Origin of the sequence: Enterobacter sp. IF2SW-B1 (genome assembly GCF_001743375.1) — a bacterium.
Lineage (GTDB): Bacteria > Pseudomonadota > Gammaproteobacteria > Enterobacterales > Enterobacteriaceae > Enterobacter > Enterobacter bugandensis.
Window position 1 is genome coordinate 19,052 of the sequence record NZ_MJAA01000007.1, and the last position, 22,319, is coordinate 41,370.

The following is a 22,319-nucleotide window of genomic DNA, read 5'->3' on the forward strand; positions in this document are numbered from 1 at the left end:
TAGCGATCATAAATTCGACATCCTGATCTTTTCTTTGGAACCGGTTCCATCTAGCGTAATAGTATTGATATGTTGCGATGGAGTCCGAAGATGGGCAGGAAAATCATGGTGGTCACCGCCGCGTATGGCGCGGAACAGGTGCGACAGGCAGGCGGTCAGCGGGCGATGCTCCCCGTTATTGCAGGCGCAGGTGCAGACGGCGTGGAGATCCGCCGCGAACTGTTTAACAGTGAAGAGCTGCTGGCGCTGCCTGCACTGAGCGAATCCATTGAGCTAATGGGTCTGCTGGCGTGCTACTCCGCGCCCGCCGCCCTGTTTATGCCCGACGGCACCCTTAACCCGGACCTGCCCCGCTATCTCTCTGAGGCCAACACCCTTAACGCCCTGTGGCTGAAGGTTTCTCTCGGCCATTTCAGCGACACACAGCCTCTCGACGCCCTGCGCGCCCTGCTGAATGCCAGCGGTATGGCGCTTGTCGTGGAGAACGATCAGACCGACTGCGGGCAGCTCGCGCCCATGCGGCGCTTCCAGGCCGTCTGTCGGGAAATGGCGTTGCCCGTCACGCTGACCTTCGACATGGGCAACTGGCTGTGGGTCGGCGACTCCCCCGAAGAAGCCGCACGTCACCTGGCCCCTGCGGTGAGCTATATCCACGTTAAAGCCGCCGTGCCGCATAAAGATAACTTCCGCGCCGTGGCGCCGGACCGCGCAGACGCGCGCTGGCTGGATCTGCTCGGCCAGCTGCCTGTAGATGCTCCGCGCGGTATTGAGTTCCCGCTGGAAGGGGCGGATTTAACCGCCGTTACCCGTCATTACGTCAACCTGCTGCGCGAGGAGTAAATCATGCACAAAACGCTGGATGCCATCACGATCGGCGAGGCTATGGCGATGTTTGTCGCGACCGAAACGGGCGAACTGAGCGCGGTAGAGCACTTTATCAAACGCGTAGCGGGCGCAGAGCTGAACGTCGCGACCGGCCTGGCGCGTCTCGGTCTGAACGTCGGCTGGGTCAGCCGCGTGGGGGATGACAGCTTTGGCCATTTCGTTCTCGACTCGCTGAAAAAAGAGAATATTGATGCCGCAGGCGTCACCCTGGACGGACGCTTTCCTACCGGCTTTCAGCTTAAATCTAAAGTCGAGAATGGAACCGATCCCATTGTGGAGTATTTCCGCAAAGGTTCGGCGGCAAGCCATCTCTCAACGGAAGATTACCACGCTGGCTATTTTGCCTCCGCGCGCCATCTGCACCTGAGCGGCGTGGCGGCGGCGCTCTCTGACAGTTCCTATGAACTGCTGGACCATGCGGCAACGACCATGAAGTCGCTGGGCAAAACGATCTCTTTCGATCCGAATTTGCGCCCGGTGCTGTGGAAAAGTGAAGCGGAAATGGTCGAGAAGCTGAACCGCCTTGCGTTCCAGGCGGACTGGGTTCTGCCGGGCCTGAAGGAGGGGATGATTCTGACGGGTGAAAATACGCCGGAAGGCATTGCTGATTTCTATCTGAATCAAGGGGTAAAAGCGGTGGTGCTGAAGACCGGTGCCGATGGTGCATGGTTCAAAACGGCAGACGGCGAACAGGGCGCGGTCGCGGCGGTGAAGGTTGAGAACGTTGTCGACACCGTCGGCGCGGGCGATGGCTTTGCCGTAGGCGTCATTAGCGCCCTGCTGGAAGGCAAACCGCTGCAGCAGGCCGTCGCGCGGGGCAATAAGATTGGCTCGCTGGCGATTCAGGTGCAGGGCGACAGCGAAGGATTGCCAACGCGAGCAGAGCTCGGCGTTTAAATTCCCTCTCCCTGTGGGAGAGGGCCAGGGTGAGGGCAGCATGCCACACCAAATAATTAAGCCACCGTGTACCCTACAGACAACGGCGGTAACAACCTCAACAACAGAGGCAAGCCTATGAACAGTTCGACCAATGCAGTAAAACGCTGGTGGTACATCATGCCAATCGTGTTTATCACGTACAGCCTGGCGTACCTCGATCGTGCCAACTTCAGCTTCGCGTCCGCGGCGGGAATCACCGAAGACCTCGGCATCACCAAAGGTATTTCTTCCCTGCTGGGTGCCCTTTTCTTCCTGGGCTACTTCTTCTTCCAGATCCCCGGCGCGATTTACGCGGAACGCCGCAGCGTGCGTAAGCTGATCTTCATCTGTCTGATTCTGTGGGGCGCCTGCGCGTCACTGACCGGCGTGGTGAACAATATTCCTGCCCTGGCCGCCATTCGCTTTATTCTCGGCGTCGTTGAGGCAGCGGTAATGCCGGCGATGCTGATTTACATCAGCAACTGGTTTACCAAATCTGAACGTTCACGCGCGAACACCTTCCTGATCCTCGGTAACCCGGTCACCGTACTGTGGATGTCGGTGGTCTCCGGCTACCTGATCCAGTCCTTCGGCTGGCGCGAGATGTTTATCATCGAAGGGGTACCCGCAATTATCTGGGCATTCTGCTGGTGGGTGCTGGTAAAAGATAAGCCTGCCCAGGCGAAGTGGCTTTCCGAAGATGAAAAAGCCGCGCTGCAGGCGCAACTGGATAAAGAGCAGCAGGGGCTGAAGGCGGTACGCAACTACGGCGAAGCGTTCCGCTCCCGCAACGTTATCCTGCTCTGCGCGCAGTACTTTACCTGGAGTATCGGCGTGTACGGCTTTGTGCTGTGGCTGCCGTCGATTATCCGCAGCGGCGGCGAGAACCTCGGCATGGTGGAAGTGGGCTGGCTCTCTTCCGTACCGTATCTCGCCGCGACCATCGCGATGATCGTTGTCTCCTGGGCGTCGGACAAGCTGCAAAACCGCAAGCTGTTTGTCTGGCCGCTGCTGCTGATTGCCGCTTTCGCCTTCATCGGCTCGTGGGCGGTGGGCGCGAATCACTTCTGGGCCTCTTATACCCTGCTGGTGATTGCCGGTGCCGCCATGTACGCCCCGTACGGTCCGTTTTTTGCCATCATCCCGGAAATGCTGCCGCGTAACGTCGCGGGCGGTGCAATGGCATTGATTAACAGTATGGGCGCGCTGGGGTCGTTCTGCGGATCCTGGTTCGTCGGCTACCTGAACGGTGTGACCGGCAGCCCATCCGCGTCGTACATCTTTATGGGGGTAGCGCTTTTCGCCTCCGTGTGGCTTACTTTGATTGTTAAGCCTGCTAATAATCAACAGCACCTCGTCGGCGCACGCCACGCCTGAATCCTTAAAAATCAACGGAGATTAGCATGAAGCCGTCCGTCATTTTGTATAAAGCTCTGCCGGAAGATCTGCAGAAACGCCTGGAAGAACACTTCACCGTTACGCAGGTGAAGAACCTGAGCCCGGAGACCGTGGCGCAGCATGCCGATGCGTTCGCCAACGCCGAAGGCCTGCTGGGTTCAAGCGAAAAAGTGGATGTCGCCCTGCTGGAGAAAATGCCGAAGCTTCGTGCTACCTCAACCGTTTCCGTGGGTTATGACAATTTCGACGTGGATGCCCTGAACGCCCGTAAAATCCTGCTGATGCACACGCCGCATGCCCTGACGGAAACCGTGGCAGATACGCTGATGGCGCTGGTGCTCAGCACGGCCCGTCGCGTAGTGGAAGTGGCCGAGCGTGTGAAAGCCGGCGAATGGACGAAAAGCATTGGGCCGGACTGGTTCGGCGTGGATGTGCATGGCAAAACGCTGGGCATCGTGGGTATGGGGCGTATCGGGCTGGCGCTGGCGCAGCGCGCGCATTTCGGCTTCAACATGCCGATTCTGTATAACGCGCGCCGTCATCACAGTGAAGCAGAAGAACGCTTCAACGCGCGTTACTGCGAGCTGGATACGCTGCTGCAGGAAGCCGATTTTGTTTGCCTGATCCTGCCGCTGACGGATGAAACGCGCCATCTGATTGGCAAATCCGCGTTTGAAAAAATGAAGAAGTCCGCCATCTTCATCAACGCGGGTCGCGGCCCGGTGGTGGATGAACAAGCGCTGATTGAAGCGCTGCAAAACGGCGAGATCCACGCCGCGGGTCTGGACGTGTTTGAGCAGGAGCCGCTTCCGGTGGATTCCCCGCTGCTGAGCATGCCAAACGTCGTCGCCCTGCCACACATCGGCTCTGCTACCCACGAGACGCGCTACAATATGGCGGCGACGGCGGTAGATAACCTGATAGCCGCGCTTGCTGGAAAAGTAGACAGGAACTGCGTTAACCCGCAGATCCAACAGTAGAAACGAAAAAACCCGCCAGAAGGCGGGTTTTTGAATTTTGTGCTACTGGGTTGGAAGCTTACAGGCTTACAACGTTACCAGCTGCTGGGCCTTTAGCGCCGCTTTCGATGGTGAAGGAAACTTTCTGACCTTCGTCCAGAGATTTGTAGCCATCGTTCTGGATAGCAGAGAAGTGTACGAACACGTCTTTAGAGCCATCGTCAGGAGTGATGAAGCCGAAACCTTTATCAGCGTTGAACCATTTAACCAGACCAGTCATTTTAGCAGACATAGAAATTACCTTATTAACAAATATATTGTGCCTTCCGGCTTGATGGATTGCGTTACAGATTTTTAAGCGATGAAGGAAGGGTCACTACGAAGGGTATCTATGGATAACAATCTGGACTGCTTTACTAAACTGCTTTAGGTCTGTGTAACAAACCGACGCGAACAGTTATACCGATGTGGTAGAGGAATGACAAGCGTTATTTTCTGAATGCCGAAAAAAACCCCGCCTGAGGCGGGGTTTTTCGGTTTATTCTGTAGCAGCGACTGCTGCGCCCCACGCCTGGCTAAAGGCCTGGTGCTGGGCGGCCAGCGGCCCAATCAGCGTATTGTACTGACTTGCCTGCTGCGAGGTTGGGAACTGAATGCCGTTGGCAACAAAGCTCACCTGTGTCCCCTGCTGCGAGATGAAATCCCCGACCTGAACCAGCTGCTGAGTGAAGACCTGCGCGGCCGGAATCAGCGGTTGTATCGCTTCAGACGGTTTCGTCACTACTTTCTCATACACTTTATCGAAGACCGGTTTGAGATCATCGCCCTGCTTCAGCGCAGAACGTGACGCGTCAGCCTGCATTTTCGCATTTTGCAGCTGCTGGCTCAGCACGCCGAGCGCACCGTTGGACTGGCGCAGCGGCTCGCGCTGAGTCATATAATCCTGGGGAACACGGATGGCGTTCACGCTATCCACTACCGGGCGGATACCGGAGTCCATCGCCTGGCTCACCTGCTGTGAATACCCATAAAGAATGGCGTAATCGGACACAAAGGGGCCAAACTGTTTTTTCTGATCCGCAGTCAGCGTCGGCAACCGCTCGCCGCTGCGCATCACTGTATTCTGCAGAAAATCGATAAACGCTTTGCGCTGATCGCCTTCTTTATCAAAACACCCACTCAGGCTAACAACCATCAACAACGCCGCAATAGGCGCAAACCAGCGAGAGCAGGACTTTCCTGTCGCCATTTTATTACTCCTTTCACCCAAAAAAGCGCACACCGGCACACGCGTGCCCGACGCTGACAAGGATAGTCCAGGTCAGCCTTGCAAGATACTCTTTTCATGTAAAACGACTATTGCCGATTTATTTCTTACTATTTACAAAAAAATACCTGGCGAAGCCGACATATGGTTAATCAGGGAATTAGCATAACTATCCAGATAGCTGAATCGCGTAAAGCGATCGTTACCGCACGATTAATCACAGCCGTGACGATCCTTGGTTTGTATTAGGGACTATTCTTAATTGGCTCTCTGATGTTCTTGATCACGATGTGAGATTTAAGAGGAGTTCTCAATGGAATATAAAGATCCTGAGTTTGAGCTGCTGAGCAGTCTGGAACAGATCGTTTTTAAAGATGTACCGCAGGCCATTACCCTGCAACAAAAATCCAATCCCTTTACAGAATATGAGCAATTGCGCAAAGGGACAGGACTGAAAACTGAAGAATTCGCCAGAGCGATGGGTGTCAGCGTGGCTATGGTGCTGGAGTGGGAGTCAAAACGAGAGAAACCCACCCCAACCGAGTTAAAGCTGATGCGCCTGATTCAGGCCAACCCTGCACTCAGCAAACAGATAGCGTAGTAAAGTTTGAACGCCCCCGCCTCTGCGGGGGCTTGTGTTTAAAGGCTCTCGAAACGCCAGCCCGTCTCTTCCCACACCATCTCGTGCGTCAACGTTAACCCTTTTAAAAACGCATCATCGTGTGACACCACCAGCAGCGCGCCGGGGAAACCAGCCAGCGCCGCTTCAATAGCCTGCACTGAAGCCAGATCCAGATGGTTGGTCGGTTCATCCAGCAACAGGAGCTGCGTGGCCTCCCCGCGCCAAAGCACGCAGGCCAGCGCAGCCTTCAGACGCTCACCGCCGCTCAGTTCCGCCAGCGGGAGCGAGACTTTGTCGGCCCCCAGTTGAAGCTGGGCTAAACGGGTGCGTAACATACCCTCTTCCAGGGGCGTATTGCCCAGGTTGAGGTGCGTCATGACCGACTGCGACAGATCGAGCCGGGAAAGATGCTGATCGAGATAAGCACAGCTGACCGACACCTTACAGGTTCCTGAGCGTGGACTAATGTCGCCGAGGATGGCTTTCAACAGCGTCGATTTCCCGCAGCCGTTCGGACCTTTTAGCGCCACCCGCATTGGCCCGTCCATCCGCCAGCTAAGCGGAGGAACAGGCACATGCGGCAGCACCAGATCTTCCAGCACCAGCACCTGTTTACCTTCCGGGATCTGACTCCCCGGCAGGGTAAACATCACCGGGTTATCTTCTTCAACCCGCTCACGCGCCTTGTTTACCGCGGCATTCAGGACTTCATTTTGCTCGCTGTGCTGTTTTTTCCAGGAGCCAATACGTTCCTTTGCCGCGCCTTTGTATTTGACGCGTTCAAACGACGCGATATTCAGGGTATCGACGGTGCGTAATGTTTTTGCCGAGCGCCGCTGGCTGTCGTCATGCTCTTTTTGCATGCGCGCGCGGGTGCGTTTGCGCTCCGTGGCCGCATGTTCCAGCGCCGCGCGGGCCGCCTGCTGTTCGGCATCGCGCTGGGTTTGATAATCCGCATAATTCCCACCGTAGCTGCGCAGCCCACCGCTGCTTAGCTCAAGAATACGCGGCACCTGCGCCAGCAGCTCACGGTCATGGGAGGCGACGAGCACGCCGCCCTGATAACGGGCAAGCTGGTCGTAGAACCACGCCCGTCCTTGTCGATCCAGATGGTTAGTCGGTTCGTCCAGCAGCAGGAAATCCGCTTCAGCCGTAAACGCCCCGCACAGCAGCGCGCGAATACGCTCGCCGCCGCTGAGCTCACCGGCTGGCTTATCTGGATCAAACGGCGGAAGTTTCGCCCGGGCAAACGCCTCGCCCAGACGTTCAGCTAAATCCCAGAATCCATCAAGCATTTCCAGATCGTCAGGCTGGTAATCGCCGCTGTCGATACGCGCTCGCGCCGCGAAGATGGACTCGTACCCGAGCAACTCAGCCAGCGTCGTGTGCGGCAAAATGTCCTGCTGCTGAGCCACATAGACATGTGTTCCGGTACGTTCAATATGCCCGCTTGCAGGCTCATCAAGCCCCGCCAGCAGACGCAGCAGACGCGTTTTCCCGCTGCCGTTACGGCCAACCAGAGCGCACAGAGACGGCTCCAGAGAAAAACTCAGCGGACCAAAAAGGGTATCGCCCGTCGCAAACTGACAGGTGACCTGATGCAAAATAAAAGAAGGGGACTGCGCAAAATGAGCCATAAGCACTCCTGAATGAAATCAAAACATCCCCTGCCCACGCGGTGGCGTTTAGCAAGGATCGAAATTCATCAGTCGTGTTTGTTCATTTTTGGGGGGCGCTCCAGAGCGAGAAATTTAACGGAGATAAGGATAGCGGTAATGGGTTGACCATTTCAAGGTTAAATTTTGGACGATTTGTACTCCCTCTCGCTTTGGGCTGAGGGATCCCCACCAAATATTGCTTGCACAGACGGCCCCCTCTCCCTTGAGGGAGAGGGCTGGGGTGAGGGGAAGCATACGACTCTGGTGGTCATTCCGTTCACTTTATGTTCCTTGCTACTCTGTAACGACAATACCCGTGAACGTGCCAGGGTGGCTCAGTCGCCACCACCCTGGCTACCCGGGCTCCCGGCGGTAAATCGCCGCTACGCGGTACCTTCGGCTTATTCCTTCCGGCTTATCGGGGACGGGCGGAGGTAACATCCCTGTAAAGCCCGCCCTCTCGGCGCATCCATGCGCCTCGCCCCGGCCTGCAGGAAACGCCTCAGCGATTTACAGCCGGACCATAGCGTCGCTGTAAGACCTCTGCCCGCAGTATGCTTTTCATTGCGGTAATTTTGCGAGTCTCTTTCCAGAAATGGTAATATCCTCAGTGGCATAGCTCAAATCTATTGCCGCCTGTTTTGATGAGCAGTAAGTTCTCTTTGCACCTGCAAAATCAGGTGCCGGGTTTAGCATCCTGGCTTATCTTATCGGCGGCACATTATGTGCAGCATGCTTTGCTACATCTCAATGGTGGGCTGAGCAGGGGCATCGAAAGATGCGCCGGTATCCGATAAGGCCGGTAATGCTAACTCTGTTCAGTCCACCACCAGCGAAGTTAGCATTTCCGGTGGTGGAAGCTTTATCACTTATCGGAGGCTGCCAATATGGCTACTACCCCAACCCAAGCTCATTCTTTATTCACCCTGCCCTTCAACCACGCCACCGACTTCACCGAACTGGCGGATAACTGCGAACGTTTTACCGACGCACTGGTAGATTGCGAAGAACCCGCCCCAAAAATGGCGCTTTACGGCAGACTTTATGCCTGTCTGAATCTTCTGCAACCCACGCTTCTGGAACCTGTTCCGGACGCTTTAAAAGCCAGCCTGACCGTGAAGGAACTCCCGTCACGCGTTCCGGCTTTCGAACCCGAATGCGATCAGCTGGGGCGCTACTGTCAGGAGCTTACGCAGATGCTGATGAACGGCTCACTGTCGCGACAATCTCAAATCGTGATGGAAGATTTGCTGTGCGAGCTGGTCAGCTACTTTGCTGATACGCTGAAGGCACCGCGCTGGCTGCAGACAGACGAAGGCACAATCGCGATCGGCTAAACCTGCCGGATGGCGCTGCGCTTATCCGGTCTACAAAAGACCCATAAAAAAACCCGCCGAAGCGGGTTTTTAGCATTTGTTACAACGGGCACATTACTGCAGCAGCGAAATATCCGCCACGCGCAGGAACAGCTCGCGCAGTTTTTCGAGCATGGAGAGACGGTTAATACGCAGTTCTTTATCTTCTACGTTCACCATCACTTTCTCGAAGAAGGCGTCGATCACGTCACGCAGCTCCGCCAGCTCCACCAGCGCTTCCTGGTAACGACCTTCCGCGAAGTACGGCTCGAGCTTGTCGCGCAGCACCACAACCTGCATCGCCAGGGCGATCTCTTCCGGCTCTTTCAGCGTCGCGGCGTTTACGCGCTCGTTCAGCGTCTCGTCGGATTTCGCCAGGATGTTGGATACACGCTTGTTGGCCGCCGCCAGGGCAGATGCCGCTTCCAGGGTACGGAAGTGGGAAACCGCCTTCATACGCGCATCGAAATCAGCCGGACGGGTTGGACGACGCGCCAGCACCGCCTGAATGGTGTCGACGGTGTAACCTTCATCCTGATACCACGCGCGGAAACGGCCAAGCATAAAGTCGATCACGTCATCCACAACGTTCGCGTTGGTCAGCTTGTCGCCGTACAGACGCACCGCTTCTTCGGTCAGGGTCTGCAGATCAAGGTTCAGGTTCTTCTCAACGATGATGCGCAGCACGCCCAGCGCGGCACGACGCAGCGCAAACGGGTCTTTATCGCCTTTCGGATGCTGGCCGATACCGAAGATACCCGCCAGGGTGTCCATCTTATCGGCAATCGCTACAGCGCAGGCAACCGGGTTGGACGGCAGATCGTCGCCCGCAAAGCGCGGCTGATACTGCTCATTCAGAGCTACGGCCACGTCTTCCGCTTCGCCATCGTGACGCGCGTAGTGCATGCCCATTACGCCCTGGGTGTCGGTGAATTCGAACACCATGTTGGTCATCAGGTCGCATTTGGAGAGCAGGCCCGCGCGGGTCGCGTGGTTAACGTCGGCACCGATTTCACGGGCGATCCAGCCGGACAGCTCCGCGATACGGTCGGTTTTGTCGCGCAGCGTACCCAGTTGCTGCTGGAACAGCACGGTCTGCAGGCGCGGCAGGTTATCTTCCAGACGCTTTTTACGGTCGGTATTGAAGAAGAACTCGGCATCCGCCAGACGCGGGCGCACCACTTTCTCGTTACCAGAGATAATCTGGCTCGGATCTTTCGATTCGATGTTCGCCACGAAGATGAAGTTTGGCAGCAGCTTGCCGTCGTTGGCGTAAACCGGGAAGTACTTCTGGTCACCCTTCATGGTGTACACCAGCGCTTCTGCCGGAACGGCCAGGAATTTCTCTTCGAATTTTGCGGTCAGCACAACCGGCCATTCCACCAGAGAAGTGACCTCTTCCAGCAGGCTGTCGCTCAGGTCGGCATTACCGCCAATCTTACGCGCCGCTTCTTCCGCGTCCGCTTTAATTTTGGCTTTACGCTGTTCGTAGTCGGCAATCACTTTACCGCGTTCCAGCAGGATCTGCGGATACTGGTCGGCATTGTCGATGGTGAACTCTGGCTCGCCCATAAAGCGGTGGCCGCGGATCACGCGATCGGACGCCACGCCCAGAATGGTCGCCGGGATAACGGTGTCGCCCAGCAGCAGGGTCACGGTGTGTACCGGACGCACGAAGTGTACGTCAGACGCGCCCCAGCGCATCAGCTTAGGAATCGGCAGCTTCGCCAGAGAAGTGGCGATCATGTTTGGCAGCAGCGCTTCCGCGCTTTCGCCTTTCACGTGGGCACGATACAGCAGCCATTCGCCTTTATCGGTGGTCAGACGCTCGGCCTGATCGACGGTGATGCCGCAGCCGCGCGCCCAGCCTTCGGCAGCCTTGCTTGGCTTGCCTTCCGCGTCAAACGCCTGGGCAATCGCCGGGCCACGTTTTTCGACTTCGCGATCCGGCTGAGACGCCGCCAGATTTGCCACTTTCAGCGCCAGACGACGCGGTGCAGCAAACCACTCAATTTTACCGTGCGCCAGGCCAGCGTTATCCAGCTCGGCGGTCACGTTCGCAGCAAAAGATTCAGCCAGGCTGCGCAGGGCTTTTGGTGGCAGCTCTTCGGTGCCGATTTCCACCAGGAAAGTTTTCTCAGACATGGCCGCCTCTTATTTGTTTCGGTTGCACATCGGGAAGCCAAGGGCTTCACGGGACGCGTAGTAAGCTTCTGCAACGGCTTTGGTCAGGGTGCGAATACGCAGAATGTAGCGCTGACGTTCAGTCACGGAGATCGCTTTGCGGGCGTCCAGCAGGTTGAAGCTGTGGGCGGCCTTCAGAATACGCTCGTAGGCAGGCAGCGGCAGCGGAGTTTCCAGCGCCAGCAGCTGCTGTGCCTCTTTCTCGTACTGCTCGAAGCAGGTGAACAGGAAGTCCACGTCCGCGTATTCGAAGTTATAGGTGGATTGCTCCACTTCGTTCTGATGGAACACGTCGCCGTAGGTGGTTTTACCCAGCGGGCCGTCGCTCCAGACCAGGTCGTAAACGCTGTCTACGCCCTGAATGTACATGGCCAGACGTTCCAGACCGTAGGTGATTTCACCGGTGATTGGCTTACATTCCAGACCGCCAACCTGCTGGAAGTAGGTGAACTGGGTCACTTCCATGCCGTTCAGCCACACTTCCCAACCGAGACCCCAGGCACCCAGCGTTGGGTTTTCCCAGTTGTCTTCCACGAAACGGATGTCGTGGACGGTTGGATCCATACCCAGCTCTTTCAGCGACCCGAGATACAGTTCCTGAATGTTGTCGGGTGATGGCTTAATCACCACCTGGAACTGATAGTAATGCTGCAGACGGTTCGGGTTTTCACCGTAACGACCATCGGTCGGACGACGGGAAGGCTGCACATACGCGGTCGCCATTGGCTCTGGGCCCAACGCGCGCAGGCTGGTCATCGGGTGTGAAGTGCCGGCGCCGACTTCCATGTCCAAAGGTTGAACAATGGTACAGCCCTGACGAGCCCAGTAATCCTGTAAGGTCAGGATCAGGCCCTGGAAGGTCTTGGTATCAAACTTTTGCATAGTATTTCGTGCTGGATACGTGTGGTTTTAAATGGAAGGGACCAGTATACCCGCTGGCTGCAAGATATACAGTACGAAACGGGGTTGTTTAGGGAAAATTGGGAAATAAGCCTTCCGGCCAGAACGCTGGCGGCGTCTGGTTGTTGATTATGCGAGCAGGCTAGCGCATGGAGAGATGTAAAAACTGACCGTCCGCATCAAACGAGCAGACAAAGCCCTCTTTACGCGCAGTATACCCTCTAAGCTCATAGCTGCCCTGAAAGCGCTCGAATCCGATGACGTTAATTTTCTGAACGTCCGAGTTATAGCGCCGAGCGGCCCGCTCTTTACAGAGCGCTTCCATATTCAGCGAACGCTCCGGGCTTATTTTTCCCTGCTGCGCTTTTTGCACGGGGACTTCCTGTGGCGCACTGCATCCTGCCAGCATCAACAGCAGAAAGAGTGATGCCACACGCTTCATCATCATTTTTATTACCGTCCTGGTCAGCGGCTGTTATTTTTAATATCAACACTTTTATAGATTAAGGTCTGCCATTCTGCGAATCTCGCGGTCTCCCGGCAAGCCTGCGCATAAAACTCAGAATTTTCCAAACGAAGACTTTTGGACAATGGGAGTCCCACTCACTTTACAGGGAATACGAGGAACTGATGCCGTCAAAAATTAACTGGATTGATAACCTGCGAGGAATAGCGTGTCTGATGGTGGTCATGATCCACACGACGACCTGGTATGTCACGAATGCCCACAGCATCAGCCCCGTTAACTGGGATATTGCCAATATCCTCAACTCCGCGTCGCGCGTCAGCGTGCCGCTGTTTTTTATGATTTCCGGCTTTCTCTTTTTTGGCGAGCGTAGCGCGCAGCCGAGGCACTTCGTCCGCATCGTGGCCTGCCTGGGGTTCTACAGCGCCGTTGCCCTGCTCTATATCACCCTGTTTACCTCCATTAACGCCGGGTTATCCCTCAAATATTTGCTGCAAAAACCGGTTTTCTACCACCTGTGGTTCTTCTTCGCCATCATCGTTATCTATCTGGTCTCTCCGCTCATTCAGGTGAAAAACGTCAGCGGGAAAATGCTTCTGGCCCTGATGGTGGTGATTGGCATCGTCGCCAACCCGAACACGGTCTCGCAGAAAATCGACGGTTTCGAATGGTTGCCGGTAAACCTCTATATCAACGGCGACACCTTCTACTACGTGCTTTACGGCATGCTGGGGCGCGCCATCGGGATGATGGACACGCAAAAGCGCGGTCTGAACTGGCTCTGCGGAGCGCTGTTTATTGCCGGCGTGGCGGTGATTTCACGCGGGACGCTGCATGAGCTTCAGTGGCGCGGCAATTTTGCCGATACCTGGTATCTGTATTGCGGGCCGATGGTCTTTATCTGTGCCGTATCGCTGCTCACGCTCGTTAAAAACACCCTGAATGCGCGTCCCCTTCCCGTGCTGGGCTTTATCTCGCGGCACTCGCTGGGAATTTACGGTTTTCACGCGCTGGTGATCCACGCCCTGCGAACGAGGGGCGTTGAGCTCAAAAGCTGGCCGGTGCTGGATATCGTCTGGATTTTTGCCGCTACGCTGGTTATCAGCCTGCTGCTGTCGATGCTGCTGCAAAAAATCGACACGCGCCGCTTCGTCAGCTAACGCTGCGCTGCCGGGCGCGGTGGTACTGGCGCGGGGAGGAGAAGCCTGCCGCCAGCGAGGCCTGTTCCACGCCGCGCCCCTGCATCAGCCACTGCTCCGCCACCGCCAGACGCAGCTGCTCCAGATAATCGCGGACGCTAATCCCTAAATGCGTCTGGAAAAGCCGGGTGAGATGGCGCGGGCTGACGTGCGCCAGTGCGGCGATATCGGGCAAGCTCCACGTTTTTTGCGGCTCGGCGGTGAGCGCATCCTGCGCCCGATGGATCGCCGGATGAAGATGGTTGCGGTAGCGCAGCCACGGTGAAAGCTGGGGATCGTCACCGGAACGGCGGAACCAGACCACCATCTCGCGCGCCACGGCCAGCGCCTTTTCGGGACCGCACAGGCGGTTAATCATATGCAGCGCCAGATCGATGCCCGACGTGATCCCCGCGCTGGTCCAGATATTCTCGTCCTGCACAAAAATGCGGTTTTCTTTAATCGTCGCCGTGGGAGCCACAGTGCGTAAACGGTTGATAACGTCATGGTGGGTTGTGCACTGTTTGTTATTCAGCAGGCCCGATTTCGCCGCCAGCAGCGCACCAGAACAGACGCACATCACCGTGATATCCCGGCGCTGAATGACCGGCTGCAGGCGCATTAGCCAGTGCTGGATCTGCTGCGCCTGCGGCGTTGAGAACTGAACGCGGGAGTCGCTCACCCCCGGCAGGACCAGCAGACTCCCTGGAGGCAGACTTTCCGGCAACGGCTGGATGCCGCCCATCGTCAGGCCTATCGACGTCGGCACGTCCGGTTGCGGCCCAATGTAATGCAGACGAAACGCGTCGCCAGCCAGCACAAAGGTCTCCGCCGGGCCTGACATATCCAGTGCCAGTACCCCGGGTAACATCACGAACCAGACGTCGATGCGCATTACAGTGACTCCAGCGTCTCCGCTACCGTTTTAATTTCGGCAAAACGCCCGGCCAGTACCGTCTCGGTACGATGGCAAATTTCCGCTGCGCTCAGGGTAATGCCCTTGTACATCATGGGAAACGTCAGCGTTGCCTCGCTCACAAACGTCACAGCATAACCCAGATCGGATGCTACCCGAGCGGTGGTTTCACAGCATTGTTCCGTGCGAATGCCGCAGATAATCAGCTGGTTGATATCACGCTCGCGCAGCCAGCGATCAAGCCCGGTATCCGTGAAGGCATTATGGACGTGTTTCTGGAAAACCACATCCGGCTGATGACGCAAAAAGGCCATTGGTTTGACATAGCCGCTTTGCAGCGTGAAGGGGCCGTCTTCATCCACATGAAAAATATCAACAACTGGAATACCGCGCGCCTGGCAGCCTTCAATCAGCCCCAGCATCGCCTGCTGAAAGACAGGAATGTCGTCCTCCTGCCAGTAAGGGCGATGATGGAAGGACTGCTGAGTATCAATATTGATGAGTGCAATGCGTGACATGATAAATCTCCTCGCCAGTGGGTGTGTCACCATACTGGCAAGGAAAGAGAGGCACGCACAGACCAAAAAAGGACAACCTCGTGCCTCTGTCGGACAAGCGAGTTTATGACATCAGCGGCAGCAGCTGCTGATAGATTTTGCGGAACACCTCGCGCCTTTCTGCATAACGGGCATGTCCTGCCGCGTCAGGCACATGCGCCTGTTCAAGCGTAAGCTGCGGCAGCAGTTGCGAAAGCGGCTTGTCCGGGTTCATAGCGATCTGCGCCAGACGCGCGGCACCGAGCGCGGGGCCAACATCCCCTCCCGTGCGGAAATCCAGCTGCAACCCGCTGATATCCGCCAGCATCTGTCGCCAGTAAGGGCTTCGCGCGCCGCCGCCAATCAGGGTGACGCTCGCCGGTTTCAGGCCGCAGTCGTGCACCACATCCATTCCGTCGGCCAGCGCATACCCCACACCTTCCAGAACCGCACGCGCCAGCTCTGCCGGGCCGTGCTGATGGGTTAGGCCAAAGAATACCCCTTTCGCTTCCGGGTTGTTGTGCGGCGTACGCTCGCCAGAAAGATAGGGTAAAAACCAGACGGTACTCGCCGCGTCATCCGCCTGCTGCGCTGCCGCAATGAGTGCCGGAACGTCCGCCATGCCGGTAAGCTTCGCCGCCCAGTCCAGGCAGGATGCCGCGCTCAGCATCACCGACATCAAATGCCATTTTCCCGGAAGCGCATGACAGAAACTGTGCACAGCGCTTTCGGGATTGCTGCGATAGCCGTCGCTGACGGCAAAATAGACCCCAGAGGTTCCCAGCGACAGCATCGCCTGCCCCGCCTCAACCATCCCGACACCCACGGCACCCGCCGCGTTATCGCCGCCCCCGGCCACCACCGGTACGGCAGGCATATTCCAGCGTTCCGCAACGTCTGGCAGCAGCGTACCCGTCACCTCACAGCCTTCGAACAGCGCGGGCATATGTTCCCGGGTCAGATGGCAGGCATCCAGCATCGCCTCGCTCCAGTCGCGTTTCGCCACGTCGAGCCACATCGTGCCGGCGGCATCGGACATGTCGCTGGCGAAATCGCCTGTCATGCGAAAACGCAGATAGTCTTTCGGCAGCAGGACTTTCGCCACCTGACGGAAAATCTCCGGCTCGTGGCGCTGTACCCACAAAAGTTTTGGTGCGGTGAAGCCCGGCATCATCAGGTTGCCCGTAATCTCGCGGGACGTGGGCACACGCGCTTCAAGGATTGCGCACTCTTCCGCACAGCGGCCATCGTTCCAGAGAATAGCCGGGCGCAGAACGCGATGCTGGTTATCCAGCAACGTTGCACCATGCATTTGTCCGGCAATGCCCAGCGCTTTCACGTCGCGCAGGCTGTGCTGCTCGCCTAAGGCTTTCATCGCGCGATCCGTCGCCTGCCACCACTGCTCCGGGTCCTGCTCCGACCACAGCGGATGCGGGCGTGAAACCTGCAGCTTTTCAGTCTGCGTTGCTAACACGTCGCCCTGCTCGCTTAACAGGATGGCTTTCACACCCGATGTGCCAAGATCGATCCCGATATACATTGTGGTGACTCCTTTGACAGAAATGCCCGGTGGCGCTTCCGCTTACCGGGCCTGCATGCTGTTATTTATCGAACAGATATTGATTAACCAGGTTTTCCAGCAATTCCTGATGCCCGCTCTGGTGCTGCGGCGCCAGCTGCTGTTGTTCAGCGTACTTCGCGATGTCCGCAAGCGATAACTGACCCTTCAAAATTTGCTGGCCCAGCTCACTGTTCCAGCCGCTGTAGCGCTTCGCCACGCGCTTATCCAGCTCGCCGTCTTCAATCATACGCGCCGCCACTTTCAGCGCCAGCGCCATGGTGTCCATCGCGCCAATGTGGCCGTAGAACAGATCGTATTTGTCGGTGCTCTGGCGACGCACCTTGGCGTCAAAGTTAAGGCCGCCGGTGGTGAAACCGCCCGCTTTGACGATCTCGTACATCACCAGCGCATTCTCTTCCACGCTGTTCGGGAACTGATCGGTATCCCAGCCCAGCTGCGGATCGCCGCGGTTCGCATCTACCGATCCGAAGATGCCCAGCGCAATCGCAGAGGCAATTTCGTGGTGGAATGAGTGGCCCGCCAGGGTAGCGTGGTTAGCCTCAATATTCACTTTGATCTCTTTTTCCAGACCAAACTGCTTCAGGAAGCCATACACGGTGGCGACATCATAGTCGTACTGATGCTTGGTTGGTTCCTGCGGTTTAGGCTCGATCAACAGCGTGCCGCGGAAGCCGATTTTGTGCTTATGGTCGACAACCATCTGCATAAAGCGGCCAATCTGCTCGCGCTCCTGGCGCAGGTCGGTATTGAGCAGGGTTTCATAGCCTTCACGGCCGCCCCACAGGACATAGTTTTCGCCGCCCAGCTGATGCGTAGCGTTCATTGCCGTCACCACCTGCGTAGCCGCCCAGCTAAACACTTCCGGATCCGGGTTGGTGGCCGCACCCGCACCGTAGCGTGGGTTGGTGAAGCAGTTTGCCGTACCCCAGAGCAGCTTCACGCCGCTTTGCTGCTGTTTTTCTGCCAGCACGTCCACCATCTGCGCAAAATTGTTCAGGTACTCTTTCAGCGACACCCCTTCCGGCGATACGTCAACATCATGGAAGCAGTAGTACGGCACGTTCAGCTTGTGGAAGAACTCAAACGCCACGTCGGCTTTGCGTTTCGCCAGCTCGATGGCCTCACCCGGCTGTTGCCACGGACGGTCAAAGGAACCCACGCCGAACATATCGGCGCCGTTCCAGCAGAAGGTATGCCAGTAACAGGCGGCAAAGCGCAGATGATCTTCCATGCGCTTACCCAGCACCAGCTCATCCGGATTGTAGTGACGAAATGCTAAAGGATTGGTCGTTTTTGGGCCTTCGTAACGAACGCGATCGAGTTGGTCGAAATAAGCTTGCATATTGAGCTCCATAATCAGGGTATGCGGCGAGTCGTTGATTCAGGAGTAATAGTGAATAGACATTTTGGGTTGCTCAATTACGTTATTTCACACTGCTATTGAGAGAATGCACAACTGTGCGCTGGCTCGCAAAATAATGCGCAGACAAACTATTTTTCGGCGCGCATTCCAGAATCAAATGTAATTAAGGCGTTACGAATTTTAAAATCCGATCGCGGTCATAAATTCAGAAATAAACCAAATATCGTAATGAGAAGATAAAAATCTGTAATTGCCAGCCCGCCTTTCCGCGTTAAAAATTTGCTGCGACCCAGCAGTGAATGTTTCTTTTATCTCAGCAACACATACCCCTACAAAAAGGCCTAATAATTATGAAGATAAAGAACCTGACCCTAACGCTCTGCACTACGCTCCTCCTTGTAAGCTTTGCAGGACATGCCAAGGAGGTCAAAATTGGCATGGCGATTGATGACCTGCGTCTGGAGCGCTGGCAAAAAGATCGCGATATTTTTGTGAAAAAAGCGGAATCACTCGGTGCGAATGTGTTTGTTCAGTCGGCTAACGGCAATGAAGAAACGCAAATGTCGCAGATCGAGAATATGATCAACCGGGGAGTCGATGTTCTGGTCATTATCCCTTATAACGGCCAGGTATTAAGTAACGTGGTGAAAGAAGCGAAGCAGGAAGGCATAAAAGTTCTCGCTTATGACCGCATGATTAATAACGCCGATATTGATTATTATATTTCCTTCGACAATGAAAAAGTGGGCGAATTACAGGCGCAAAGCCTGATCGACAAAGTGCCTCAAGGCAATTATTTCCTGATGGGCGGTTCGCCGGTGGATAACAACGCCAAACTGTTCCGCGAAGGGCAAATGAAGGTCCTTAAGCCGTACATCGACAGCGGCAAAATTAAGGTGGTCGGCGATCAGTGGGCCGACGGATGGTTACCAGAAAATGCCCTGAAGATTATGGAAAATGCGCTGACGGCTAATAACAACAAAATTGATGCTGTCGTGGCCTCCAACGATGCCACAGCAGGCGGGGCTATTCAGGCTCTGAGTGCCCAGGGACTGGCCGGTAAAGTCGCGATTTCTGGTCAGGATGCCGACCTGGCGGGCGTAAAACGCATTATTGCTGGAACTCAGACCATGACGGTCTACAAACCGATTACTGAGCTTGCCAATACGGCGGCGGAAATTGCCGTTGAGCTGGGCAACGGTAAGCAACCTAAAGCAGATGCAACGCTCAATAACGGCCTGAAAGACGTTCCGGCTCGCCTGCTCACGCCAATTGAAGTCAATAAAGAGAACATTGACGCCACCGTTATTAAAGACGGTTTCCACAAGAAGAGCGAACTGTAATCCGGCGCTGCCCCTGCTCTGCGGGGGCGCATGACGTTGTACTGTTCTTCCCTCGGGTTATGTGGAGCAGTTATGCCTTATTTACTTGAAATGAAAAGCATCACCAAGCGCTTCGGCGCGGTGAAAGCCGTCGACAACGTCAGTCTCCGGTTGAACCCTGGCGAAGTGGTTTCGCTGTGTGGCGAGAACGGTTCGGGCAAATCAACGCTGATGAAAGTCCTGTGTGGGATCTACCCGCACGGCAGTTACGAAGGCGAAATTGTCTTTGCCGGTGAAGTCATCCAGGCGACGCACATTCGCGACACCGAACGTAAAGGCATCGCCATCATCCACCAGGAGCTGGCGCTGGTGAAACATCTCACCGTGCTGGAGAACATCTTCCTCGGAGCCGAGATTTCCCGCCACGGCGTGCTGGATTACGACACCATGACGCTCCGCTGTGAAAAGCTGCTGGCGCAGGTGAGCCTCAACATTTCACCGGATACACGCGTGGGCGATCTGGGGCTGGGGCAACAGCAGCTGGTCGAAATTGCGAAGGCGCTGAATAAACAGGTCAGGCTGCTGATCCTCGATGAGCCAACGGCGTCACTCACCGAACAGGAAACTGCGGTTCTGCTCAATATCATCCGCGATCTGCAAAACCACGGTATCGCCTGCATCTACATTTCGCACAAGCTGAACGAGGTAAAAGCCATTTCGGACACCATCTGCGTGATCCGCGACGGGCAACACATCGGCACGCGTGAAGCTGCGGGCATGAGTGAAGATGACATCATCACCATGATGGTGGGCCGCGAGCTGACCGCGCTCTACCCGAATGAGCCCCACAGTCAGGGCGATGAAGTGCTGCGCGTGGAAAACCTGACCGCGTGGCACCCCGTTAACCGCCACATTAAGCGGGTCAATAACGTTTCGTTTTCCCTTCACAGCGGCGAAATTCTTGGGATTGCTGGGCTCGTCGGTGCCGGGCGCACCGAAGCCGTGCAGTGCCTGTTTGGCGTGTGGCCAGGGCGCTGGGAGGGCACGATATATATAGACGGCCAGCCCGTGAGAATCGACAACTGCCAGCAGGCGATTGCCCGCGGCATTGCCATGGTGCCGGAAGACCGCAAAAAAGACGGCATCGTACCGGTCATGGCGGTGGGTAAAAACATCACCCTTGCGGCACTCGATCGGTTCTCCGGCGCGCTGAGCAGCCTGGATGATGCCGCCGAGCAACAGTGCATCCTTCAGTCACTTGCCCGGCTGAAGGTCAAAACCTCCTCGCCGGAACTGGCGATTGGCCGACTGAGCGGTGGTAACCAACAGAAGGCGATTCTGGCGCGCTGTCTGCTCCTCAATCCACGCATATTAATCCTTGATGAGCCGACGCGCGGGATCGATATCGGTGCCAAATACGAAATCTACAAACTGATTAATCAGCTTGTACAGCAAGGGATTGCCGTCATTGTCATCTCGTCTGAGTTACCCGAAGTGCTCGGCCTGAGCGACCGCGTGCTGGTCATGCACGAGGGGAAACTGAAAGCCAACCTGATTAACCAGAACCTGACGCAAGAGCAGGTGATGGAAGCCGCTTTAAGGAGCGAACGTCATGTCGAAAAGCAATCCGTCTGATATCAAAGTCGCTGTTCCGACGCCCGGAGCGTTCGCGGGGCTAAAAGCGCTGAACCTGCAGGTTTTCGTGATGATCGCGGCGATTATCGTCATCATGCTGTTCTTCACGTGGATGACGGATGGCTCGTACTTAAGCGCGCGTAACGTCTCAAACCTGCTCCGCCAGACCGCCATCACCGGCATCCTGGCCGTGGGCATGGTGTTCGTGATCATCTCTGCGGAAATCGACCTGTCGGTCGGGTCGATGATGGGTCTTCTCGGCGGCGTGGCGGCCATTTTTGACGTCTGGCTCGGCTGGCCGCTGCCGCTAACCGTCGCGGTTACGCTGGTACTGGGGCTGGTTTTAGGGGCCTGGAACGGCTGGTGGGTTGCCTATCGGAAGGTGCCATCGTTTATCGTCACCCTGGCGGGAATGCTGGCCTTCCGCGGGATCCTGATCGGTATCACTAACGGCACGACCGTCTCCCCGACCAGCGCGGCGATGTCGCAAATTGGCCAGAGTTACCTCTCGGACAGCATAGGCTTTACGATCGGCGTGGTGGGACTGCTGGCGTTTGTCGCGTGGCAATGGCGTGGACGTATGCGCCGTCAGGCGCTGGGTCTTGCGTCGCCAGCGTCAACGTCCGTGGTAGGACGTCAGGCGCTGACGGCGGTCATTGTGCTGGGCGCCATCTGGCTTCTTAACGACTATCGCGGCGTTCCGACGCCGGTACTGCTGCTGGCGCTGTTACTGCTCGGCGGCATGTTTATGGCGACGCGCACCGCGTTTGGACGTCGTATTTATGCCATCGGCGGCAACCTTGAAGCTGCTCGACTGTCGGGTATTAACGTCGAACGTACCAAGCTGGCGGTTTTCGCCATTAACGGCCTGATGGTCGCTATCGCCGGGTTGATCCTCAGCTCGCGTCTGGGGGCAGGCTCTCCTTCCGCCGGTAACATCGCCGAGCTGGATGCTATCGCTGCCTGCGTCATCGGTGGCACCAGCCTCGCAGGCGGTATCGGTAGCGTGGCGGGCGCGGTCATGGGGGCATTTATCATGGCGTCGTTGGATAACGGGATGAGTATGATGGACGTCCCGACGTTTTGGCAGTATATCGTCAAGGGGGCCATTCTTTTACTGGCAGTCTGGATGGACTCTGCCACCAAGCGACGAGCCTGATAACCGCATTGTGACT

General features: G+C 56.4%; 20 protein-coding genes and 1 pseudogene. 11 read left to right on the forward strand and 10 right to left on the reverse strand.

The genetic code is table 11. From position 1 onward, the window contains the following. The first annotated feature begins 90 nt into the window (after positions 1 to 90). The 4 genes from A6013_RS14770 to ghrB all read left to right on the forward strand — a co-directional run bounded on the left by A6013_RS14770 (position 91) and on the right by ghrB (position 4,181). Positions 91 to 840, forward strand: coding sequence for a sugar phosphate isomerase/epimerase (locus A6013_RS14770; protein WP_063943234.1), 750 nt, complete (start codon positions 91 to 93; stop codon positions 838 to 840). A 3-nt stretch (positions 841 to 843) separates the two neighbouring features. Beyond that, the gene (locus tag A6013_RS14775; protein ID WP_028015082.1) at positions 844 to 1,782 is read left to right on the forward strand and encodes a sugar kinase; all 939 of its coding nucleotides are present in this window, start codon (positions 844 to 846) and stop codon (positions 1,780 to 1,782) included. A gap of 117 nt (positions 1,783 to 1,899) precedes the next feature. Beyond that, positions 1,900 to 3,180 (forward strand): MFS transporter, encoded by a 1,281-nt coding sequence (locus A6013_RS14780; protein WP_028015081.1) that lies wholly within the window; start codon positions 1,900 to 1,902, stop codon positions 3,178 to 3,180. Positions 3,181 to 3,206: 26 nt separating this feature from the next. Next, positions 3,207 to 4,181: a glyoxylate/hydroxypyruvate reductase GhrB gene (gene ghrB / locus A6013_RS14785; RefSeq protein WP_063155179.1), complete on the forward strand. Its 975-nt coding sequence runs from the start codon at positions 3,207 to 3,209 to the stop codon at positions 4,179 to 4,181. A 58-nt stretch (positions 4,182 to 4,239) separates the two neighbouring features. On the opposite strand, the gene cspA is transcribed toward ghrB, so the two are convergent. Both cspA and A6013_RS14795 read right to left on the reverse strand, forming a co-directional pair. After that, positions 4,240 to 4,452, reverse strand: a complete 213-nt coding sequence (cspA, locus tag A6013_RS14790; protein ID WP_003860775.1) for an RNA chaperone/antiterminator CspA — start codon at positions 4,450 to 4,452, stop codon at positions 4,240 to 4,242. Between the two features lie 246 nt (positions 4,453 to 4,698). After that, entirely contained in the window at positions 4,699 to 5,409 is a 711-nt protein-coding gene (locus A6013_RS14795) for a DUF3053 domain-containing protein (RefSeq protein ID WP_028015079.1), read from the reverse strand. 331 nt (positions 5,410 to 5,740) lie between these two features. Between A6013_RS14795 and A6013_RS14800 the strand changes: the two genes are divergently transcribed. Further along, entirely contained in the window at positions 5,741 to 6,028 is a 288-nt protein-coding gene (locus A6013_RS14800) for an HTH-type transcriptional regulator (protein ID WP_028015078.1), read from the forward strand. A gap of 38 nt (positions 6,029 to 6,066) precedes the next feature. On the opposite strand, the gene A6013_RS14805 is transcribed toward A6013_RS14800, so the two are convergent. Continuing rightward, positions 6,067 to 7,686, reverse strand: a complete 1,620-nt coding sequence (locus A6013_RS14805; RefSeq protein WP_069733326.1) for an ABC-F family ATP-binding cassette domain-containing protein — start codon at positions 7,684 to 7,686, stop codon at positions 6,067 to 6,069. Between the two features lie 840 nt (positions 7,687 to 8,526). Here A6013_RS14805 and A6013_RS27780 point away from each other — a divergent pair. After that, positions 8,527 to 8,706, forward strand: a pseudogene (locus A6013_RS27780) (hypothetical protein); the annotation flags it as partial. Further along, positions 8,667 to 9,044 carry a hypothetical protein gene (locus A6013_RS14810; protein WP_302622502.1) on the forward strand — a complete coding sequence of 126 codons (378 nt, stop codon included), beginning with the start codon at positions 8,667 to 8,669 and terminating at the stop codon, positions 9,042 to 9,044. The pseudogene A6013_RS27780 and the gene A6013_RS14810, both read left to right, overlap by 40 nt. Positions 9,045 to 9,137: 93 nt before the next feature. Here A6013_RS14810 and glyS read toward each other — a convergent pair whose 3' ends face one another. From glyS to A6013_RS14825, 3 genes are all read right to left on the reverse strand, one after another. Then, positions 9,138 to 11,207, reverse strand: coding sequence for a glycine--tRNA ligase subunit beta (gene glyS / locus A6013_RS14815; protein WP_028015075.1), 2,070 nt, complete (start codon positions 11,205 to 11,207; stop codon positions 9,138 to 9,140). 9 nt (positions 11,208 to 11,216) lie between these two features. Continuing rightward, complete coding sequence (gene glyQ, locus A6013_RS14820; RefSeq protein ID WP_069733328.1) at positions 11,217 to 12,128, reverse strand: glycine--tRNA ligase subunit alpha; 912 nt, start codon at positions 12,126 to 12,128, stop codon at positions 11,217 to 11,219. Positions 12,129 to 12,288: 160 nt separating this feature from the next. Beyond that, positions 12,289 to 12,594, reverse strand: a complete 306-nt coding sequence (locus A6013_RS14825) for a YsaB family lipoprotein (protein ID WP_028015074.1) — start codon at positions 12,592 to 12,594, stop codon at positions 12,289 to 12,291. A gap of 182 nt (positions 12,595 to 12,776) precedes the next feature. On the opposite strand from A6013_RS14825, the gene A6013_RS14830 reads away from it, so the two are divergent. Beyond that, positions 12,777 to 13,772, forward strand: a complete 996-nt coding sequence (locus A6013_RS14830; RefSeq protein ID WP_069733329.1) for an acyltransferase — start codon at positions 12,777 to 12,779, stop codon at positions 13,770 to 13,772. Here the strand turns inward: A6013_RS14830 and A6013_RS14835 are convergent. The 4 genes from A6013_RS14835 to xylA all read right to left on the reverse strand — a co-directional run bounded on the left by A6013_RS14835 (position 13,765) and on the right by xylA (position 18,166). After that, positions 13,765 to 14,685 carry a GlxA family transcriptional regulator gene (locus A6013_RS14835; RefSeq protein WP_069733330.1) on the reverse strand — a complete coding sequence of 307 codons (921 nt, stop codon included), beginning with the start codon at positions 14,683 to 14,685 and terminating at the stop codon, positions 13,765 to 13,767. The two genes, A6013_RS14830 and A6013_RS14835, sit on opposite strands and share 8 nt — an antisense overlap. Further along, positions 14,685 to 15,224, reverse strand: a complete 540-nt coding sequence (locus A6013_RS14840; protein ID WP_069733331.1) for an isochorismatase family protein — start codon at positions 15,222 to 15,224, stop codon at positions 14,685 to 14,687. Before A6013_RS14840 ends, A6013_RS14835 begins: the two co-directional genes overlap by 1 nt. 103 nt (positions 15,225 to 15,327) lie before the next feature. Further along, complete coding sequence (gene xylB, locus A6013_RS14845) at positions 15,328 to 16,782, reverse strand: xylulokinase (RefSeq protein ID WP_069733332.1); 1,455 nt, start codon at positions 16,780 to 16,782, stop codon at positions 15,328 to 15,330. Positions 16,783 to 16,843: 61 nt separating this feature from the next. After that, the gene (gene xylA / locus A6013_RS14850) at positions 16,844 to 18,166 is read right to left on the reverse strand and encodes a xylose isomerase (protein ID WP_102863636.1); all 1,323 of its coding nucleotides are present in this window, start codon (positions 18,164 to 18,166) and stop codon (positions 16,844 to 16,846) included. 371 nt (positions 18,167 to 18,537) lie between these two features. Here xylA and xylF point away from each other — a divergent pair, with 371 nt between their 5' ends. The 3 genes from xylF to xylH all read left to right on the forward strand — a co-directional run bounded on the left by xylF (position 18,538) and on the right by xylH (position 22,303). Further along, positions 18,538 to 19,530, forward strand: a complete 993-nt coding sequence (gene xylF / locus A6013_RS14855) for a D-xylose ABC transporter substrate-binding protein (protein WP_041911619.1) — start codon at positions 18,538 to 18,540, stop codon at positions 19,528 to 19,530. A 72-nt stretch (positions 19,531 to 19,602) separates the two neighbouring features. Further along, positions 19,603 to 21,144 (forward strand): xylose ABC transporter ATP-binding protein, encoded by a 1,542-nt coding sequence (locus A6013_RS14860; RefSeq protein ID WP_041911620.1) that lies wholly within the window; start codon positions 19,603 to 19,605, stop codon positions 21,142 to 21,144. Further along, positions 21,122 to 22,303, forward strand: a complete 1,182-nt coding sequence (xylH, locus tag A6013_RS14865) for a xylose ABC transporter permease XylH (protein WP_041911621.1) — start codon at positions 21,122 to 21,124, stop codon at positions 22,301 to 22,303. Before A6013_RS14860 ends, xylH begins: the two co-directional genes overlap by 23 nt. The last annotated feature ends 16 nt before the right edge of the window (positions 22,304 to 22,319 follow it).

Bases quoted from the DNA above. Each gene is read 5' to 3' on its own strand.
- A6013_RS14780 (WP_028015081.1), top strand. From the start codon at position 1,900: ATGAACAGTTCGACCAATGCAGTAAAACGCTGGTGGTACATCATGCCA.
- cspA (WP_003860775.1), bottom strand. From the start codon at position 4,452: ATGTCTGCTAAAATGACTGGTCTGGTTAAATGGTTCAACGCTGATAAA.
- A6013_RS14770 (WP_063943234.1), top strand. From the start codon at position 91: ATGGGCAGGAAAATCATGGTGGTCACCGCCGCGTATGGCGCGGAACAG.
- xylB (WP_069733332.1), bottom strand. From the start codon at position 16,782: ATGTATATCGGGATCGATCTTGGCACATCGGGTGTGAAAGCCATCCTG.
- A6013_RS14835 (WP_069733330.1), bottom strand. From the start codon at position 14,685: ATGCGCATCGACGTCTGGTTCGTGATGTTACCCGGGGTACTGGCACTG.
- A6013_RS14805 (WP_069733326.1), bottom strand. From the start codon at position 7,686: ATGGCTCATTTTGCGCAGTCCCCTTCTTTTATTTTGCATCAGGTCACC.
- A6013_RS14775 (WP_028015082.1), top strand. From the start codon at position 844: ATGCACAAAACGCTGGATGCCATCACGATCGGCGAGGCTATGGCGATG.
- xylH (WP_041911621.1), top strand. From the start codon at position 21,122: ATGTCGAAAAGCAATCCGTCTGATATCAAAGTCGCTGTTCCGACGCCC.
- xylA (WP_102863636.1), bottom strand. From the start codon at position 18,166: ATGCAAGCTTATTTCGACCAACTCGATCGCGTTCGTTACGAAGGCCCA.
- xylF (WP_041911619.1), top strand. From the start codon at position 18,538: ATGAAGATAAAGAACCTGACCCTAACGCTCTGCACTACGCTCCTCCTT.
- A6013_RS14795 (WP_028015079.1), bottom strand. From the start codon at position 5,409: ATGGCGACAGGAAAGTCCTGCTCTCGCTGGTTTGCGCCTATTGCGGCG.
- glyQ (WP_069733328.1), bottom strand. From the start codon at position 12,128: ATGCAAAAGTTTGATACCAAGACCTTCCAGGGCCTGATCCTGACCTTA.
- A6013_RS14860 (WP_041911620.1), top strand. From the start codon at position 19,603: ATGCCTTATTTACTTGAAATGAAAAGCATCACCAAGCGCTTCGGCGCG.
- A6013_RS14830 (WP_069733329.1), top strand. From the start codon at position 12,777: ATGCCGTCAAAAATTAACTGGATTGATAACCTGCGAGGAATAGCGTGT.
- A6013_RS14840 (WP_069733331.1), bottom strand. From the start codon at position 15,224: ATGTCACGCATTGCACTCATCAATATTGATACTCAGCAGTCCTTCCAT.
- A6013_RS14800 (WP_028015078.1), top strand. From the start codon at position 5,741: ATGGAATATAAAGATCCTGAGTTTGAGCTGCTGAGCAGTCTGGAACAG.
- glyS (WP_028015075.1), bottom strand. From the start codon at position 11,207: ATGTCTGAGAAAACTTTCCTGGTGGAAATCGGCACCGAAGAGCTGCCA.
- A6013_RS14825 (WP_028015074.1), bottom strand. From the start codon at position 12,594: ATGATGATGAAGCGTGTGGCATCACTCTTTCTGCTGTTGATGCTGGCA.
- ghrB (WP_063155179.1), top strand. From the start codon at position 3,207: ATGAAGCCGTCCGTCATTTTGTATAAAGCTCTGCCGGAAGATCTGCAG.